The organism is Anaerovirgula multivorans (assembly GCF_900188145.1).
GTDB lineage: Bacteria > Bacillota > Clostridia > Peptostreptococcales > Natronincolaceae > Anaerovirgula > Anaerovirgula multivorans.
Window position 1 is genome coordinate 59131 of sequence record NZ_FZOJ01000024.1, and the last position, 15627, is coordinate 74757.

The 15627-nt window shown below is 33.4% G+C and carries 16 protein-coding genes; 7 read left to right on the forward strand and 9 right to left on the reverse strand.

Annotated elements, in window-relative coordinates:
* Window positions 1-94: 94 nt before the first annotated feature.
* Window positions 95-340, reverse strand: a complete 246-nt coding sequence (locus CHB72_RS18685) for a YkuS family protein (RefSeq protein WP_089284398.1) — start codon at window positions 338-340, stop codon at window positions 95-97.
* Window positions 341-580: 240 nt separating this feature from the next.
* Between CHB72_RS18685 and CHB72_RS27860 the strand changes: the two genes are divergently transcribed.
* Both CHB72_RS27860 and CHB72_RS18695 read left to right on the forward strand, forming a co-directional pair.
* Entirely contained in the window at window positions 581-1510 is a 930-nt protein-coding gene (locus tag CHB72_RS27860) for a M23 family metallopeptidase (RefSeq protein WP_089284399.1), read from the forward strand.
* 22 nt (window positions 1511-1532) lie between these two features.
* Window positions 1533-1943, forward strand: coding sequence for a bactofilin family protein (locus tag CHB72_RS18695; RefSeq protein ID WP_089284413.1), 411 nt, complete (start codon window positions 1533-1535; stop codon window positions 1941-1943).
* Between the two features lie 76 nt (window positions 1944-2019).
* Here the strand turns inward: CHB72_RS18695 and CHB72_RS18700 are convergent, their stop codons facing one another.
* The 4 genes from CHB72_RS18700 to CHB72_RS18715 form a co-directional block, all read right to left on the reverse strand.
* Entirely contained in the window at window positions 2020-2907 is an 888-nt protein-coding gene (locus tag CHB72_RS18700; protein WP_089284400.1) for a diacylglycerol/lipid kinase family protein, read from the reverse strand.
* A 60-nt stretch (window positions 2908-2967) separates the two neighbouring features.
* Entirely contained in the window at window positions 2968-4470 is a 1503-nt protein-coding gene (pdxR, locus tag CHB72_RS18705; protein WP_089284401.1) for a MocR-like pyridoxine biosynthesis transcription factor PdxR, read from the reverse strand.
* Window positions 4471-4816: 346 nt separating this feature from the next.
* The gene (locus tag CHB72_RS18710) at window positions 4817-5008 is read right to left on the reverse strand and encodes a hypothetical protein (protein ID WP_089284402.1); all 192 of its coding nucleotides are present in this window, start codon (window positions 5006-5008) and stop codon (window positions 4817-4819) included.
* A gap of 46 nt (window positions 5009-5054) precedes the next feature.
* On the reverse strand, window positions 5055-5291 hold the full coding sequence (locus CHB72_RS18715; RefSeq protein WP_089284403.1) for a hypothetical protein: 237 nt from the start codon (window positions 5289-5291) through the stop codon (window positions 5055-5057).
* Between the two features lie 143 nt (window positions 5292-5434).
* Here CHB72_RS18715 and CHB72_RS18720 point away from each other — a divergent pair, with 143 nt between their 5' ends.
* Window positions 5435-7240, forward strand: coding sequence for an ABC transporter ATP-binding protein (locus CHB72_RS18720; protein ID WP_242975191.1), 1806 nt, complete (start codon window positions 5435-5437; stop codon window positions 7238-7240).
* 17 nt (window positions 7241-7257) lie between these two features.
* Window positions 7258-9072 (forward strand): ABC transporter ATP-binding protein, encoded by a 1815-nt coding sequence (locus tag CHB72_RS18725; RefSeq protein WP_089284404.1) that lies wholly within the window; start codon window positions 7258-7260, stop codon window positions 9070-9072.
* A gap of 93 nt (window positions 9073-9165) precedes the next feature.
* Here CHB72_RS18725 and CHB72_RS26745 read toward each other — a convergent pair whose 3' ends face one another.
* Window positions 9166-9306 (reverse strand): hypothetical protein, encoded by a 141-nt coding sequence (locus CHB72_RS26745; protein ID WP_176431471.1) that lies wholly within the window; start codon window positions 9304-9306, stop codon window positions 9166-9168.
* A gap of 428 nt (window positions 9307-9734) precedes the next feature.
* On the opposite strand from CHB72_RS26745, the gene arcA reads away from it, so the two are divergent.
* Both arcA and CHB72_RS18735 read left to right on the forward strand, forming a co-directional pair.
* Complete coding sequence (arcA, locus tag CHB72_RS18730) at window positions 9735-10955, forward strand: arginine deiminase (RefSeq protein WP_089284405.1); 1221 nt, start codon at window positions 9735-9737, stop codon at window positions 10953-10955.
* Window positions 10956-11026: 71 nt separating this feature from the next.
* On the forward strand, window positions 11027-11833 hold the full coding sequence (locus tag CHB72_RS18735; protein ID WP_089284406.1) for a histidinol-phosphatase HisJ family protein: 807 nt from the start codon (window positions 11027-11029) through the stop codon (window positions 11831-11833).
* Window positions 11834-12030: 197 nt separating this feature from the next.
* Here CHB72_RS18735 and CHB72_RS18740 read toward each other — a convergent pair whose 3' ends face one another.
* The 3 genes from CHB72_RS18740 to CHB72_RS18750 all read right to left on the reverse strand — a co-directional run bounded on the left by CHB72_RS18740 (window position 12031) and on the right by CHB72_RS18750 (window position 13775).
* Window positions 12031-12723 (reverse strand): hydrolase, encoded by a 693-nt coding sequence (locus tag CHB72_RS18740; RefSeq protein WP_089284407.1) that lies wholly within the window; start codon window positions 12721-12723, stop codon window positions 12031-12033.
* 108 nt (window positions 12724-12831) lie between these two features.
* Window positions 12832-13074, reverse strand: coding sequence for a hypothetical protein (locus CHB72_RS18745; protein ID WP_089284408.1), 243 nt, complete (start codon window positions 13072-13074; stop codon window positions 12832-12834).
* Between the two features lie 74 nt (window positions 13075-13148).
* Window positions 13149-13775, reverse strand: a complete 627-nt coding sequence (locus tag CHB72_RS18750; RefSeq protein WP_242975192.1) for a GGDEF domain-containing protein — start codon at window positions 13773-13775, stop codon at window positions 13149-13151.
* 208 nt (window positions 13776-13983) lie between these two features.
* Between CHB72_RS18750 and spoVB the strand changes: the two genes are divergently transcribed.
* Complete coding sequence (spoVB, locus tag CHB72_RS18755; protein WP_242975193.1) at window positions 13984-15528, forward strand: stage V sporulation protein B; 1545 nt, start codon at window positions 13984-13986, stop codon at window positions 15526-15528.
* Window positions 15529-15627 lie beyond the last annotated feature (99 nt).

Consider the following 15627-nt stretch of genomic DNA (forward strand, 5'->3'; position numbering starts at 1 on the left):
GGAGTAAAGTTATAAAGCTGTATTAAACAAAAAAAGAAAACCCTGTTAGACTTTGGATAAGTATTATCCACAAAACCTAGAGGGTTTTCCGTTGTTATTTTATTCTATTTTGAAGTTGCTGGTATATATCCTCTGCTGATTGTCCTCTTGCATCAATAACTGGAGATTTTGTTACTGCGTTTTCCATTCCTAATACATTGCTATCTTGCCCTGTTGTAATAATTGCATCATAGCTGTCTAGATTATTTTGATTATTTAAATCTTCCACTTGATAACCTTTGGACTGTAATAGATCTTTCACATCTGACAAAGAACCTTCTACTGCAATTTTTTTCTTCATGATTTCAATACCTCCTAAGAATTGAATAGAATCAATGTTATTATTTGAGTTTAAAGACGATATTATTCTATGAACTCTTATCTATTAGTGCTGCCGTCATTCTACTAGTCATATTAATAAACTTAAATTACAATTTATATTTTCCCTCTGGAAAAGATTGTAATAAAAGAGGGTTTTTTTGGTTTATGTAGAATAAAAAGTAAAAGTAGTATCTTAAAGTACTATTTTGGGAGGAAAATTATGGAAAAGTTTCAACATGTAAATAGCACTAAAAAACAAAAATATACCTTTATGATTATTCCTAACTCAACTGAAAAAGTCATTGAATTCACAATTCCTACTTGGGTTCCCAAGTTTCTTATCACTGGTATTTTAATATCTCTTACTGTAGCAGTGATCTCTTCCAGTACACTTATTACCACAAAATATCAACTAAAAGCCGCAACTGATAGAGTGCTGGTCTTAGAAAGTGAAAATCAGCAGCAGGCTAATGAAATTAATCATCTCACCCTTCGTTCTATTGAAATCGAGGAGCAATTATTAGGTTTAAACCAATTAAAAGATCATGTATTAGATATGGTAGGATTAGATTCTCCTCTAATGGCTAGTTCTTTAGAAGAAAATCCTCTGTTCATGGTATCTAGATCTTATCAACGCTCGCCCTCCTTGATAGAGGATTATGAAGAAGCTATGGTCTATCTAGAAATCCTTATTGAAAAACAAAAAGAAAATATGAGTCAATTGATGGAAGATGTAGAAAAACAATTGGATTATCTTGATGCATTACCTAATCTAGTACCTGCTATTGGTCGTATCACTTCACCCTTTGGATATAGAATCTCACCGATTAGTCGTCGCCGTGAGTTTCATAGGGGAATTGATGTAGCAAATAAGAGTAATACAGACATCGTAGCAGCAGGAAGTGGTGTCGTTACCTTTTCTGGTTATAACGGAGCTTATGGAAGAATGATCATTCTATCCCACGGTAATGGCTATACTTCTGTATACGCCCATAATAGAGAAAATCTCGTAGAGGTAGGTCAACAGGTGCATAAGGGTGATGCGATCGCAAAAATGGGGAGTACAGGAAGAAGTACCGGTCCTCACGTTCATTTTGAAGTCCGTTTGCATGGTGATCCTGTAGATCCACAGGAATTGTTGGAAGATTAAAATGGGAGAAGGAGTGGAATCTATGTTTAATAAAAAGCAAGCTATAGAATCTGTAAGTCAAGATAAATTTAATACGCTAGTTGGAAAAAATACAAGTTTCCAAGGAGAGTTAAAAGCAGAAGGTACGATTCGGATTGATGGAGAAATCAAAGGGGAGGTTTCTGTAAAAGGAGATGCTTACATAGGAGAAACCGGTAGCATAATAGGTAACATCCACGCTACTAATATTATTGTATCTGGAAAAATTGAAGGAAATGTGTATACCTCTGAGCAGTTGAGAATAACAACTACCGGTAAGGTTATAGGAGATATTAAAGTAAAATCATTTATCGTTGACGAAGACGCATTTTTCGAAGGTAAGTGTACGATGATACACGGGTCAAATATAGACAAAAATGAAATTCTAGAAGAAGATATAGCTGAAACAATGTAAGGTTGAGAATATATTCTCAACCTTATTTTATTACTTAGAGGTCTATGTTTTCGCCCGTGTAGTGATTTAGCTTTTTCTATGGAATCAGTATATCCAATGCTTGGTTTTCCACTCGAAAGCTTGCAGGTAAACGCCCTGCCAATTCTCCATCTAAGTCTAAATCAATTGCTTCATCACTATGAATAGTGAATTTTTGTACCTGCAAATACTTTAAGGCAGGATGTTTTGCATGGCTTCCCGTAAAGGCTTTTACAAATATGCTTGCTACATCTTTAAAATCACCATGTTCTACAATTAATAAATCTAAATGTCCATCATTTACTTTAGCTTCAGGAGCCACATATTTAAACCCCCCCACAGATGGACTATTGGCTAAAATAAAAAATAAGATCTCTTTTTCTTCCTCACATCCATCGTTATATAGCTTAATGTTGATGGGCTTAAACATAATTTTAGAAAATTCTTTTATTCCTTCTATATAGTAAGCAAACTTCCCTAACACTGTTTTAGCCTCTGAAGATACTTTGTGAGCAACTTCTGGTAATAACCCAGCAGCAGCTACGTTTAAAAAGTACCGCTGGTCACTAGCACCTACATCCACTTTCATGCTATTGTTCTTCATAATTATTTTACTAAAGTCTTCGATGTTTTTTGGGATTTTTAAGTAATTGCCAAAGTCATTTACACTTCCTGCAGGATAAATGGCTAGCTTTGATTTTGTATGGCTTTTCATCATGCCATTGACAACTTCATTGATAGTTCCATCACCTCCAACCGTTATGATTAAATCATAACCCTTACTGCAGCTTTCATACCCTAAATCTTCAGCATGAAATTTTCCTTTTGTATAAGTAAGGTCCACACTTTTTTTCCCGTCTTTTAAAAGTTCTACTAATTTAGGTACATTTTTTTGGATGATTTGTCTTCCAGCGTTTGGGTTACATATGATTTGAATTTTCTCCATGATATCCCCTCTCCTATATGTCTTCTTCAGTGAAGAGAGACAGCAAAATAAGTAATGTATTTACAATATTGGTGTGTATTGACTTGAAGGAATAGAAACTTTATTTTCCTGTGAAATAAAGTTATGTAGAAGTTCACTTAATTTTCTTATTCCATATTCAATCTCTTTTTCATTTACAGCTGCAATACTAAGACGGAAGTAAGCTAAACCATCATTGTTTAAAAAAAATAGATTCCCAGGAGCAAAAACAATGTTTTCCTTTGTAACAATTTCATATAGTTCCTTTGCAGATAACCCTTTCGGCAGCTTGAACCAGAAATTCACCCCTCCCTTAGGCAGAACATATTTTACCTCTTGAGGCATATATTTTTTGATACACCTAATCATAATCTCAAATCTCTGTCTGTATTGACTTTCCATATATTTAATATGCTGTTGCCAAGTACCCTTTAGTAGATACAATTCTAAGGCCCTCTGCAATAAACCAGAGGTAGAAATATCCGTGGCATGCTTAGCCAGCAGCACTTCCTCAAACAAAGGTCTTGGTACTACTAAAAATCCTAGTCTTAGCCCAGGCATAAAAATTTTAGAAAAACTTTTTATATAAATCACAATATCATTTGTATCTAAACTTTTTAAAGTAGCATTATCGTTAGCGAAGAAATTTAAATCACTTAAATAATCATCTTCAACAATAAATACATTGTATTTATTAGCAATTTTTATTATTTCTTTCTTTTTCTTGAAACTATAGGAAATACCTGTTGGATTTTGAAAATTTGGCATAATATATAAAAGTTTAGGTTGATAGGCAACAATTTTCTTCTCTAAATCTTGTAAGTTCAACCCATCTTCTTCTAAAGCTACATCTATAATTTTAGCACCTCTAGATTGAAAAACCGCCATAGCTCCTGTATAGGAGGGGTTTTCAATTAAAACATGGTCTCCATAGTTTAATATTCCTTTAGCTATTATATCAATACCCTGTTGGGCCCCTGATATAATGTGGATATTACTAGTCTCTGTATGTATTCCATATTGATGTATATACTTCTTTAAAGCAATTCTTAAGGGATAGTATCCCTGACTTTCTTGATAACCAAAGGCAGAGCCCTTATCACGATCTAATACTTCGTTTAATACCTGTTTGAAATCATCTACAGGAAATAAATCAGTAGAGGGGGTTGCACTTGCAAAATTTATCATATTTTCTTCAATATGAATATGACTTTGTTCGATTAAAGAGTTGGGAATATAATCCTCTTCTATGATTCCCTTTGGTAAACTTTCATAGTTCTCTTTATCATGTAGATTTAAAGTTACATAGGTACCGCTTCCTATTTTTTTATATACTAAGCCTTCTTCCTCTAAAATACGATAGGCGCTTACTACCGTTACATTATTTACATCTAGTAAATCAGCTAATTTTCTAATGGGTGGTAGTTTATCCCCTTTTTTCAATTCTCCCGTCAGCATTAAATCTTTTAATGCTTTATATACTTGAATATATAAGTGCTGAAAGTTTGATTCTTTATTTAATTGGATATTCTCATATATTTTCATCTCTTATCACCATCACTTAAAATGTTTCCATACAATTTTATTTCATTATATCATCTTTTTATATCTCTCACAAAATTAATTGCAAAAGATCTTTTTTACTATAGAAGCAAACCTGCTTCGCAGGAGATCCTTCACTTTGTTCAGGATGACAGATAAATTCCTATGGAATAAAAAAAGCATCTTCGATGCTTTCGCTGGGTGAAACAACTAAGCGATCAGCACAATTTAGCAAGCTAAATTGGCTGCCTGCTTATAGGAAACCCTAGGTTTCCTTCGACGACAGCAAAGCTGTCTGAGCACCTTCCTGAAGGCGAGCAGGGGATTTCATCCCCTACAACCCCTATTTTTAGTTGCTTCTATATTTATCTGCTAGTCTTTGAAGTTCATGGGCCTGTGTACCGCATTCTTCTGCAAAATGCTTAAATGCTCTAGCTACCTCCTCATCCTTTGTGTGCTTAGAAAACATTTCAAAATCTCTTACAGCTTCCTGTGCATCTAATAGCTTTTTAACAATCATATCTCTTGTTTCAAGATTCATTCAATAACACCTCCTTATATCATAGTTTTACAAAATAAAAAGGCAATTATGTATAGGAAAACTTTTTTTCAATTTCTTTTATGTAAATCTCTAAGATTTCTTCAGCTTCTTCTTTTTTTAGTTTTTTATTGATTTCTTCTTCAATTAGTTTCTCTACTATTTCTTGTTTTGTAAAGCTCTCATTTTCTTGGTCTATTGAATAACCAGCATTGTCAAGATGAGAATGTCTTGCACCTATTGCTTGTCCAATAATGTTTCCATACCCTGTATGATACCCTGCCATGCCCTATATTTTTCACCTTTAATAACTTTTTATTTTTGTGTAATTCTGTTTTCATCATGACACTTCCCTCCTGCTGTTCTATCCTAATTATTACCTACCTACTTATTATTATTCTTTTTTCAGGAACCCCTTGAAGGATACTAATGCTTTGTATAGAATATAATGAATGTATACAGCTTATAGATATAGAGGTGAAAGATATGTCTAATTTTAAAACATTAAAACAATTTTTCATAAAAAACAAATGGTCTTATCTCTTTGGTATCTTTTTTCTCCTTTTAGTAGACCTTCTACAGCTGTTTATTCCAGAAGTATTAAGAAGCATCACCAATAAATTGCAAGAAAACCTCTTAGAGGGCTCAGATGTATTGCGTTATGCACTTTATATAATCCTAATAGGTATAGGAATTGCCTTTTTTCGTTTTTTGTGGAGAATGTTGATAATAGGTGCTTCAAGAGAACTAGAATACCACCTAAGAAATAAGGTTTTTTCTCATCTTTTAACCTTATCCACTAGTTATTATCAACGACATAAAACCGGTGACCTTATGGCCCATGTAACCAATGACATCCATGCTATAAGAATGGCCTTCGGCCCTGGCATAGTGGCCATGACAGATGCTATTTTTTTAAATATTGCAGCTATCATAATGATGGCAGCTACTACAGACTTACAATTAACAGTATTAGCCCTACTTCCCATGCCCCTATTAATTCTTGCCATGACAAGGTTTGGGAAACTGATTCACATAAGATTTAGAACAGCACAGGAGGCTTTTGCAAATATAACAGACAAAACGCAGGAAAACCTTACTGGTGTTAGGGTCATTAAAGCCTATGTACAGGAGGAGGCAGAAATTCAAAGCTTTTACAAAAAAAACCAAGAACTTTTCGAAAGAAATATGGAGCTAGCAAAACTATTTGGTTTTTTTCATCCATTAGTACACTTTCTATCTTCCTTAAGCTTTGTTATTGCTATTTGGTATGGAGGTGGATTGGTTATTGATGGCAACATTTCCTTAGGAGATTTCGTTGCCTTTACTACCTATTTAGGATTGCTGGTGTCTTCTATCTCAGCAATAGGCTGGGTTATCAATATTATGCAAAGGGGCAGTGCCTCTATGGAAAGGATTAATCTTATTCTTAAAGAAGAAGCAGAGATTAAGGATTCTTCTTTTGCTAAAGAGCTAGAAGACATTAAGGAAGCCATTGTCTTTGATTCAGTTACCTTTACCTATCCTACCAGCCAGTATCCAGCATTAAAAAACTTTTCTCTTAAGATTCCAAAAGGATCAAGTGTGGGAGTTATAGGTAGAACTGGGAGCGGAAAAACTACCATTGCTCATTTATTATTACGACTATATGAATTAAGTGAGGGTAACATCTATTTTGATGATATGCCCATTAAAGAGATCAGCCTAAAATCCTTACGAGAAAAAATAGGCTTTGTGGATCAAGATAGTTTTTTGTTCTCCACAACGATTGCAGAGAATATTGGTTTTGGAATAGATAACTATTCTATAGAGGATATCCGCCATGTTTCAAAAATAGCAGGTCTTCATGAGGATATTTTAGATTTTCCTAAACAATATGAAACACTGGTAGGAGAAAAGGGTATCACTTTATCAGGAGGTCAAAGACAGAGAACCTCCATTGCCAGAGCTTTAATTAAAAATCCAGATATACTTATCTTAGACGATTGTTTGTCAGCTGTTGATACAAATACAGAGGAGAAAATTTTAGAGGCTTTAAAAACCGAAACCCAAAATCGAACTACTATAATCATTGCCCATCGTATCTCTACGCTTAAACACTGTAATAAAATCATTGTATTGGACAATGCTACGATTATAGAGGAAGGTACACATCAAGAATTGTTAGAAAACAAAGGATTGTATTATGATTTTTATGAAAAACAATTACTAGAAGAGAAAATTAATATGGAATAAAGACAGGGGATTTTATTATGAAAGGTTTTCACAAATTTAACGAAGAAACTGTGGGTAAAGCCTACGATTCCAAACTGATGAAGAGATTATTACACTATGCTAAACCCTACTGGTTATTACTGGCAATCTCTATATTATTGTTAACTCTAATCGCCGGTATTGATATAGCTCGCCCCTATATTATTAAAATTGCTATAGACGATTATATGAATGTTTATGATGGGCTAAAAGAGTTCCGCGCCCAAGACTACCATGCTCTTCGCAGGTTAAGTATTCTTTATCTTATATTAATCACCCTTGGTATTTTAATTAACTATATTCAGGTATACTTATTAAATTACACCAGCAACAAAATTGTTTTTAAAATACGACAACAGCTGTTTGAACATTTACAGAAAATGTCCCTTAGCTTTTTTGATAAAAACCCTGTAGGTCGATTGATTACCAGAGTTACTAATGACACAGAAACTCTCCATGAAATGTACACAGGTGTGTTAGTAAATCTATTTAAAGATATTTTCCTGCTAACAGGAATCATTGTTATTATGGTTAAAATGAATATCCAGTTAACGCTAATCGCTCTTTCTGTTGTTCCTATTATACTTCTTTCAGCAGCCTTCTTTCGTTCAAAGGTTCGAGCTGCATATCGTTCGGTTCGAGAAAAATTAGGTGTCATCAATGCTCTTTTAAATGCAAATATCACTGGTATGAAGACAATTCATACTTTTAGCAGAGAAGAGCAACAACTTCAAGAATTTGATGAAAGTAACCAAGCACTTTTAAATTCTCATCAAAAACAAAATTTTCTATATGCAATATTTCGTCCCTCTATGGAGATTATTCGTTCACTAGGCATTGCTATGGTGCTATGGTATGGAGGAGGTCAAGTTATAAAGGGAAGAATTGAATTTGGCGTTCTTTTTGCCTTTATCAACTATATTAAGCAATTTTTTCAACCAATTAATGATTTAACAGAAAAATACAACATTCTTCAATCTGCAATGGCTTCTTCTGAAAGAATTTTCTCCCTACTGGATGAAGAAGCAGCTATTGAAGATAATAAAGATCCTATAAAAAATCATAACTTCCAAGGAGAAATAGAATTTAAGAATGTATGGTTTGCTTATCAAGAAGAGGATTGGGTTTTAAAGAATATCAACTTTAAAATTCTTCCTGGAGAATCCATAGCTTTTGTAGGAGCAACAGGGGCAGGCAAGTCCTCAATTATTCATCTTATGGGTCGCTTCTATGATGTGCAAAAAGGTGAAATATTGGTGGACGGCATTAATATTAAAAATATCCCTTTAAAGGATTTAAGACAAAATATTGGTATCCTTCTACAGGATGTTTTTATGTTCACTGGAACCATCAAAGATAATATTGTTTTAAATAATCAGAGTTTCTCTCAAGAAGATGTTGAAAAGGTAGCCAAATATGTAAATGCTCATCAATTTATCAAAAAAATGAAGATGCAATACGATGAACCACTCGTAGAAAAAGGTAGTAATCTTTCTACCGGTCAACGGCAGCTATTATCCTTTGCTAGAGCCTTGATATATGATCCTTCAGTATTTGTTTTTGATGAGGCTACTTCCAACATCGATACTGAAACAGAAGGACTTATACAGGATACTATCGAAAAAATCATAAAAGATAAGACAACAATTGCAATTGCCCATAGGCTGTCTACTATACAAAATTGCGATAAAATTATTGTTCTTCATAAAGGAGAAATTCGCGAATCCGGTAACCATCAGCAACTACTACAACAACAAGGCTTATACTATCATTTATATCAATTACAATATAAAGAAAACAGTCATTTTGCTTAAAACAATTTACAAAAAAAAAAATGAAAGACGAAGGATTTTTCCTTCATCTTTCTTTATTGATAAGTATTTTTTTCTTTCTATATGAAGTTGTTTTTACCATTCTTGCATAAATCCATTTTCAAACATATCACATTGCTCCAATGTGCATTTTCCCAAAACATAATGGATACAGGTGTACACTCCACATTTTCGACATTCTTTAACCTTTTCTTTCTTTTCCACTTTATTATTCATTGTTTTGCCCCCCTCTTTCCACGTTTGATTTGTAATATTATTATATCATTGAGTCTTTTGTCTGTCAATTGAAATATTTTAAAATTTTATATCATTTTACGATATTTTTACGATGACATTCTACATTTTTTTCTTTCATTGCAATATAATAGCTTTCCACAAAAGAATCAATTTCGAGACCACAATTCTCTTCTTTGATATGTCAAGGTTTTCATTTCATATTTTTATTATAGTATATTGATATTTCCCTATAGTTAAATAACCGTCCCATTACTAATAACATTGATATCCAGAATATGCATGATTTTTATTATGAAAATCATTTTTGAAAAACAATAATAATAATCCTATAATTCTATCAAACTATGTAGAGATCAATTATTGCTAACCAAAGCATTGTTTATTTTTTGGAAAGGAGTGAAATATTTATGACAAACTCAAATGAAATCTTCGTTTATAATGAAATTGGTAAATTGAAAAGCGTGCTACTTCATTGTCCTGGCGAGGAAATAGAAAACATCGTACCAGATTATTTAAGAAGATTGCTTTTCGACGAAATAGCTTATTTAAAACAAGCCCGTAAAGAGCATAATCAATTCGCAGACCTTCTTCGAGAAGAAGGAGTGGAAGTTCTTTATTTGACAGAACTTATGGCAGAAATATTAGAGAATAAGGAAGTACGAAATAACTTTTTAGAAGAATTTATGGAGGAGGGTCGTGTTGGTACGGATGGAATTAGGGATGCTATAAGAGAATTTTTTGCACCAATGACTTCTTTAGATATGATTCGCAAATGTATTTCAGGTATACGAACAGGGGAACTATCTCATATAAAGCCAAAGTCTTTAGGAGATATGGTAAGAAATCCTTATCCGTTTTATCTAGATCCAATTCCAAATCTATATTTTCAAAGAGATCCTTTTGCTTCCATGGGTCAAGGAATCACCTTAAACGTCATGTACAGTGACACTAGAAATAGAGAAACTCTATTTGCTAAATATTTATTTGATTATCATCCCAGATTTAAAAATATTGAACGTTGGTATAACAGAGACAAAAGCCATCCTATCGAAGGAGGAGATGAATTAATTCTATCTGAAAAGGTAGTTGCAATTGGAATAAGCGAACGCACCGATGCAGTAGCAATTGAAAAGGTTGCAAAAAATCTTTTTAATTCTAATGAAACTTTCGATACCGTCTTAGCCTTTGATATACCAAAAACCCGAGCGTATATGCATCTGGATACGGTATTTACTATGGTAGATTACGACAAATTTACAATTTATCCTGGAATCGAATCCCCACTAGATGTTTATAGTATTACAAAGGGTAAAGAAGGTCTTAGTATCTCTTATGAAGCTGATCAGTTATCCTCCATATTAAAAAAATATTTACACCTGCCTGCTGTTGACTTAATTCGATGTGGTAATGGGGATATTATTGCTGCAGGAAGAGAGCAATGGAGTGATGGTAGCAACACATTAGCGGTATCACCGGGTAAAGTTATCTGCTATGATCGTAACTATGTAACAAATGAAGCTCTAAGAAAGAGAGGTATAGAGGTTTTAGAGTTTCAATCTTATGAACTATCTCGAGGTCGTGGCGGTCCCCGTTGCATGAGCATGCCTTTAGCAAGAGAAAAAATATAAATCCTTTGACTTAATTATTGCTACAGGATAAAATAGTGAATGTAGTAAATATTGGCTAGGAGGCAATTTTTATGTATGATTTTCATGTCCACAGCAGCTATTCTCCCGATGCTTCAATGACTATGGAGGAAGCTGTTCTATCTGCTATTAAAAACGGGATAAAGGAAATATGCTTTACTGACCATATTGATTATGATTATCCTGAATGTGATCTGAGCTTTGAATTTAGTTATAAGGATTATTTTGATGCAATAGAATTATACAAAAAAAAATATGAGGATAAAATTGTTATACGAAAAGGTATAGAAATGGGTTTACAACCCCATATTTTAGATAAATGCAGTACAGATATAGTTAAACACAACTTTGATTTTGTTATCGCTTCCATCCATGTTGTAGAAAAAAAAGATTTGTATGCAGGAGATTTTTTCCATACAAAGACTCAAAAAAGTGCTTACGAAACCTATTTTGAAGAATTAAACTATATAATAAATAACTATCAAGATTATAATGTTATTGGTCATTTTGATATTATTAAACGTTATGGAGGCTTCGAAACATCTCTTCCACTACAGGAGTACAAAGAACATACAAATAGGATTCTAAAGAAAATTATTGAAAATGGAAAAGGTATTGAATTAAACACCTCGGGAATTCGTTATGGACTCGAGGATTATCATCCATCTATAGAAATTATAGAGCTTTATTATAAGCTGGGAGGAGAAATCATTACCCTAGGCTCTGATGCCCATGTACCTCAGCATGTTGCCTTTAACTTTAGTCACGCGTTAAAGCAGCTAAAGGATATAGGTTTCAAATACATTACATCCTTTAATAAAATGGAGCCTAGCTTCCACAAAATTGATGACTTATTATAATATAGCACTGCATCCATAGATGTGTAATTGGAAATGCTAACATTTTTAGGAACGGTTATAAACCGTTCCCTACTACTACAAAATTTAATTGCGTAGGGAATGGCCTGTGACCATTCCTAGATTAGGTTTCTCAGTCACATATTTATAATAAAACAGCTGATTCCAATATCATCAGCTGTTCCTTGTTTTTAAAGTCTTTAATATTGACCTCTATATTTTTTCATTGTTTCTGTAAAGATTTCTCCTGTTGAAGGTGGTGTATAGGTAATCGCATTGGCTCCCGCTTCAATGGTCCTTAGTATCGAGTCTTGACTATTCCCACCAGTTGCTATAATCGGTACGGTTTTACTTACTTCTCTTATTTTTTTAACAATCTGAGCCGTTTTTCCAGCGCCAGAAACATTTAGTATATCTGTTCCAGCCTCTAGTCTTGCTTCAAAATCCTCATCCTCTGACACAACCGTTACAACTACGGGTATATCTATTGTGTTTTTTAATTCTGTAACAATTTCATTTGGTGTAGGCTTGTTCAAAACCACGCCAATAGCTCCTTGAAACTCAGCATGCAGGGCGATATTGATAGACCGTTTTCCTGTTGTAAGTCCACCCCCAACCCCACAAAAAACTGGCACATCTGATGCTAGCATCAAAGCCTGGGTAATAACTAATTGAGGCGTAAAGGGGTACACAGCTATTATAGAATCGGCATTTGTATTTTTAATGATTGCAACATCTGTACTAAATAATATGGATTTAATTCTTTTGCCAAATATTTTTATGCCACTGGCTTCAGCTATACAAGAAGGCAGCTCAATATAATTACTTCTTAAAACTCCTCTGATTTCCGGTATATATTTCACCTTTTTAACAACTTGATCTTTTGGATCCATAATATTCCCCCTTATATATTAAAAACAATAGACTAAGCTTTGCTATCATTATATTATTTCATCATAATAATTTCAATGAAATATTCATGTTCTATCATTTCCTCAAATTTACATGAGCATTTTATCTACTAGTATTCTCTTATCTCTTCCACATTGGGGACAATAAAATATATGCAAACATTGATTTTCAGAAACACCATCTATCATCTCAGTGATATCTTTATCTAAATAGGTACTATAATCATCAAAATAATCCTGTATAGCTCCAGCTGCCTTCATTATTTCTTCACAATATGGACATTTTACAACATAACTTACTAGACCATTACAAATAGGGCATACTAATTCCATAAAAAGCCTCCTCATTTTATACATATACCTCTATTATTTGTCAGCAGCTCCTATTCAATGCCTAGTTTGAAGCTTTATTTACTATATTTCTCAAACAAATCATCCAATGCTTCCCTTAATAGGAAAGCCTCTGTTTTATCGGTCTTTTTCGATAGTTCTCCTATACGTTCTAATTGTGTTTTTGTATAATAATTGGATTTCAACAGCATATTTTCGCTTTCTGCTAAGCAAACTCTGTTTTTTCCTTCTCTCTTAGCTCTAAACAAGGCACTGCCAGCAGCTCTAAATAGCTCTACAGCATTTTTAGCATCTCTTGGAAAATTACTAACTCCTGCGCTGATTTTTATGGCAATATCACGATTTTTTTCACCTAGTTGAAATGTATTCTCATCAAAATATCTTCTTATTTCCTCCACCATGATAAATCCAGTTTCTGCATTGGAATTACTAAACAACACATGAAATTCATCCTTATTGTATCTACCTACCAAATCATCGGATCTTAAATTTTGTCTTAGCACAGAAGCAATCTTTTGTATTACCTTATCCCCTACAGTTTCCCCATAATAATTGTTTACTGTTTCAAAATTATCGATATCAATAATCGCTAAGGTAAAAGTTTCCGATGAGTTTCCTATCTTTTTTCCCACTTCTTCATCAAATTCTTCCTTTGTCATAATCCCTTGAATTTCCTCTATCAAATCTGTCACCTCCACAAATACAGCTCAGTGTTTATTAATCATATATATATATGTACCCATATTAATGTATTATTCACTAGATGTCCAGCGAAACAGGATATTTTTTTGTGTGTTGCCAATAAGAAGCACTTATAAAGATTACTGTAATAATCAATGCTTAACAAGAATATTTATTGTATATCTAAATACATTGCTAGAGGTGGTTAATTTGAAAAAATCCTCATTTATTTTTGGCACAGTTCTGTTGGCATTGGTGAATGTTGTTGTTCGATCCCTGGGTTTTATATATAGAATTTTTCTTTCTAGATTAATTGGGGCTACTGCCATTGGTCTTTATCAAATGGTATTTCCCTTCTTAATGGTGCTAATTACAATCCCAACAGCAGGTATTCCAATTGCTGTTTCTAAGTTAGTGGCTAAAGAAAAATCTCTTCACAACCGCGAAGGCATTTATAAGGTATTGCTGCTTGCTCTATCATTAGGAGGGATAACCTCTTTTATTCTTTCAGTTTTTGTATCTCTAAAAATTGATTTTATTGTCAATCAAATATTAAAGAACCCAGATCTTTATTATCCAGTTCTATGGACGATACCTACCATAAGTATCGTTACCTTCTCCAGCATCTTAAGGGGATTCTTTTATGGTTTAAAGGAAATGGCTCCTGCTGCATCTGCTCAAATTATTGAACAGTTTTTTAGAATTGTATTTGTTTTAACTTATCTTTATTATAAGATACCTTCAAATCCTGTGGCAGCTGCTACCATCGCTATTATAGGGATTTCTATAGGAGAGATTGCTGGGCTACTTTATTTGGTTTTTAGGTTCAATTTCAAAAAAATTATAACAAAATCCCATTATATTAGAACCTACAGTGATTCTTCTTTAGAAATCTTTAATCATTTACTGTTTGTAGCAGTACCCATTACCTTAAGCCGCTTAGTATCTGTGGTTATGCAAACAGCAAACTCTATATTAATTCCTCAAAGACTTCAAGTGGCAGGCTATTCTTCTGTAGCTGCTATTGAAACCTTCGGCAAAATTTCAGGCATGGCAATGCCTTTACTGTATTTACCCTTTACTGTAACAACCGCTCTGGTGCTGAATATCATACCAAACATTTCAGAACAGTTGGCAATAAATAATTGGAAAGATGTGGAATACAAGTCTAGTCTGGCTTTAAGGATTACATTATTGGTAGCGATACCTACTACTATAATATACGCTATATTTGGACATCATCTTGCACAATTGATCTATGGCCATGAGGATGTTGGCAGGTACCTATCTATCATTAGTTATGGAATGATTTTTCTCTGCATGCAGCATACGTTATCAGGTATTTTGCATGGGATGGGAAAGCAGATTGCAACAACAATTAATTACATTCTAGGGATGATGCTACAATTATATTGCACTTATTTTTTGATACCTAATCCTCGTTACGGAATCAACGGTTTTTTTATAGGTTTTCTGTTAGCTACCTTTACGATTTTCGCCTTAAACCTCATTACTTTGATGCGCCATATTAAATTAAATATTTCTTTTATGCAAGCTGTATTAAAACCTGCATTTGCATCCCTTTTAATGATTATTGCTATGATTTATAGCTATCAAAACTTTTATTCTTTATCCTCCAGCAATGCATGGAGTACAGTTGTATCCTCCATAATAGGTGGTTGTTTATATTTATTCATACTTTTAATCACCAAAACCTTTGATATAAATCGTCTAATCAATACGATAAAAGAATAAAAAGGGGGATATCGGGAAATTGAAAATTTCAGTTGAAATCCTCAAAAAATAATCAAGCCTATCGAATTTAGAGTTTATAATAACTCTAGACCTCGATAG

Coding starts and splice junctions, on each gene's coding strand:
- CHB72_RS26745 (WP_176431471.1), bottom strand. CDS start 9,306: ATGAATAATAAAGTGGAAAAGAAAGAAAAGGTTAAAGAATGTCGAAAA.
- arcA (WP_089284405.1), top strand. CDS start 9,735: ATGACAAACTCAAATGAAATCTTCGTTTATAATGAAATTGGTAAATTG.
- CHB72_RS27860 (WP_089284399.1), top strand. CDS start 581: ATGGAAAAGTTTCAACATGTAAATAGCACTAAAAAACAAAAATATACC.
- CHB72_RS18720 (WP_242975191.1), top strand. CDS start 5,435: ATGCTTTGTATAGAATATAATGAATGTATACAGCTTATAGATATAGAG.
- CHB72_RS18685 (WP_089284398.1), bottom strand. CDS start 340: ATGAAGAAAAAAATTGCAGTAGAAGGTTCTTTGTCAGATGTGAAAGAT.
- CHB72_RS18735 (WP_089284406.1), top strand. CDS start 11,027: ATGTATGATTTTCATGTCCACAGCAGCTATTCTCCCGATGCTTCAATG.
- CHB72_RS18710 (WP_089284402.1), bottom strand. CDS start 5,008: ATGAATCTTGAAACAAGAGATATGATTGTTAAAAAGCTATTAGATGCA.
- CHB72_RS18745 (WP_089284408.1), bottom strand. CDS start 13,074: ATGGAATTAGTATGCCCTATTTGTAATGGTCTAGTAAGTTATGTTGTA.
- CHB72_RS18715 (WP_089284403.1), bottom strand. CDS start 5,291: ATGGCAGGGTATCATACAGGGTATGGAAACATTATTGGACAAGCAATA.
- pdxR (WP_089284401.1), bottom strand. CDS start 4,470: ATGAAAATATATGAGAATATCCAATTAAATAAAGAATCAAACTTTCAG.
- CHB72_RS18700 (WP_089284400.1), bottom strand. CDS start 2,907: ATGGAGAAAATTCAAATCATATGTAACCCAAACGCTGGAAGACAAATC.
- CHB72_RS18740 (WP_089284407.1), bottom strand. CDS start 12,723: ATGGATCCAAAAGATCAAGTTGTTAAAAAGGTGAAATATATACCGGAA.
- CHB72_RS18725 (WP_089284404.1), top strand. CDS start 7,258: ATGAAAGGTTTTCACAAATTTAACGAAGAAACTGTGGGTAAAGCCTAC.
- CHB72_RS18695 (WP_089284413.1), top strand. CDS start 1,533: ATGTTTAATAAAAAGCAAGCTATAGAATCTGTAAGTCAAGATAAATTT.